The sequence below is a fragment of the Mesorhizobium sp. M4B.F.Ca.ET.089.01.1.1 genome, assembly GCF_004022605.1.
Taxonomy (GTDB): Bacteria; Pseudomonadota; Alphaproteobacteria; order Rhizobiales; family Rhizobiaceae; genus Mesorhizobium; species Mesorhizobium abyssinicae.
The window spans coordinates 1-443 of sequence record NZ_RZOS01001439.1; the positions used below are offsets into that span (position 1 = coordinate 1).

1 protein-coding gene is annotated in these 443 nt (G+C 67.5%); it reads left to right on the plus strand.

Going from position 1 to position 443, the window contains the following annotated elements; translation table 11 throughout:
• Positions 1-443 (plus strand): hypothetical protein (locus EN780_RS39570; protein ID WP_189557193.1); only part of this gene is annotated, 443 nt, incomplete at both ends.

A 443-nucleotide genomic window follows, 5' to 3' on the forward strand; every position in this document is an offset into this window, starting at 1 on the left:
GTTCCGGGTCGAGGTAGCCTGTGCCCGGCTGCATGTCGGCGCGCAGGCCTACGCGGTTAACCCTGACTCCCCGGCGTTCCGTGTGGTTTGGGTCAGCGGAGACGTGGACAACGCCTTTGGCGTCGCCGTGCAGGGGCGCATACCCGGTTTGGATTCCTTGCGGAGCACGGTCTTTTCGGCCGGCAGGGGCAGCCGACAGGCGTTGGCAACCGGCCTGGACTGGGGCACTGCCTATTACTTCGTGCAGCGTGCCGAGCTCGTCACGAGGGTGCCGCGGCAACTCGCAGTCACCCGTCTGGCCGACCTGAAGCAGTGGAGCTGCCTCCTGGTCACGCTCCCGCAGGCGGCTGACGAAGGGCTGGCCGAGTGGGTCAGGCAGGCTACCGGTTTGGCGGTACAGCAGGCCAAACGTCGGTGGGGTGTGGTGTCACCGCCCATGCACG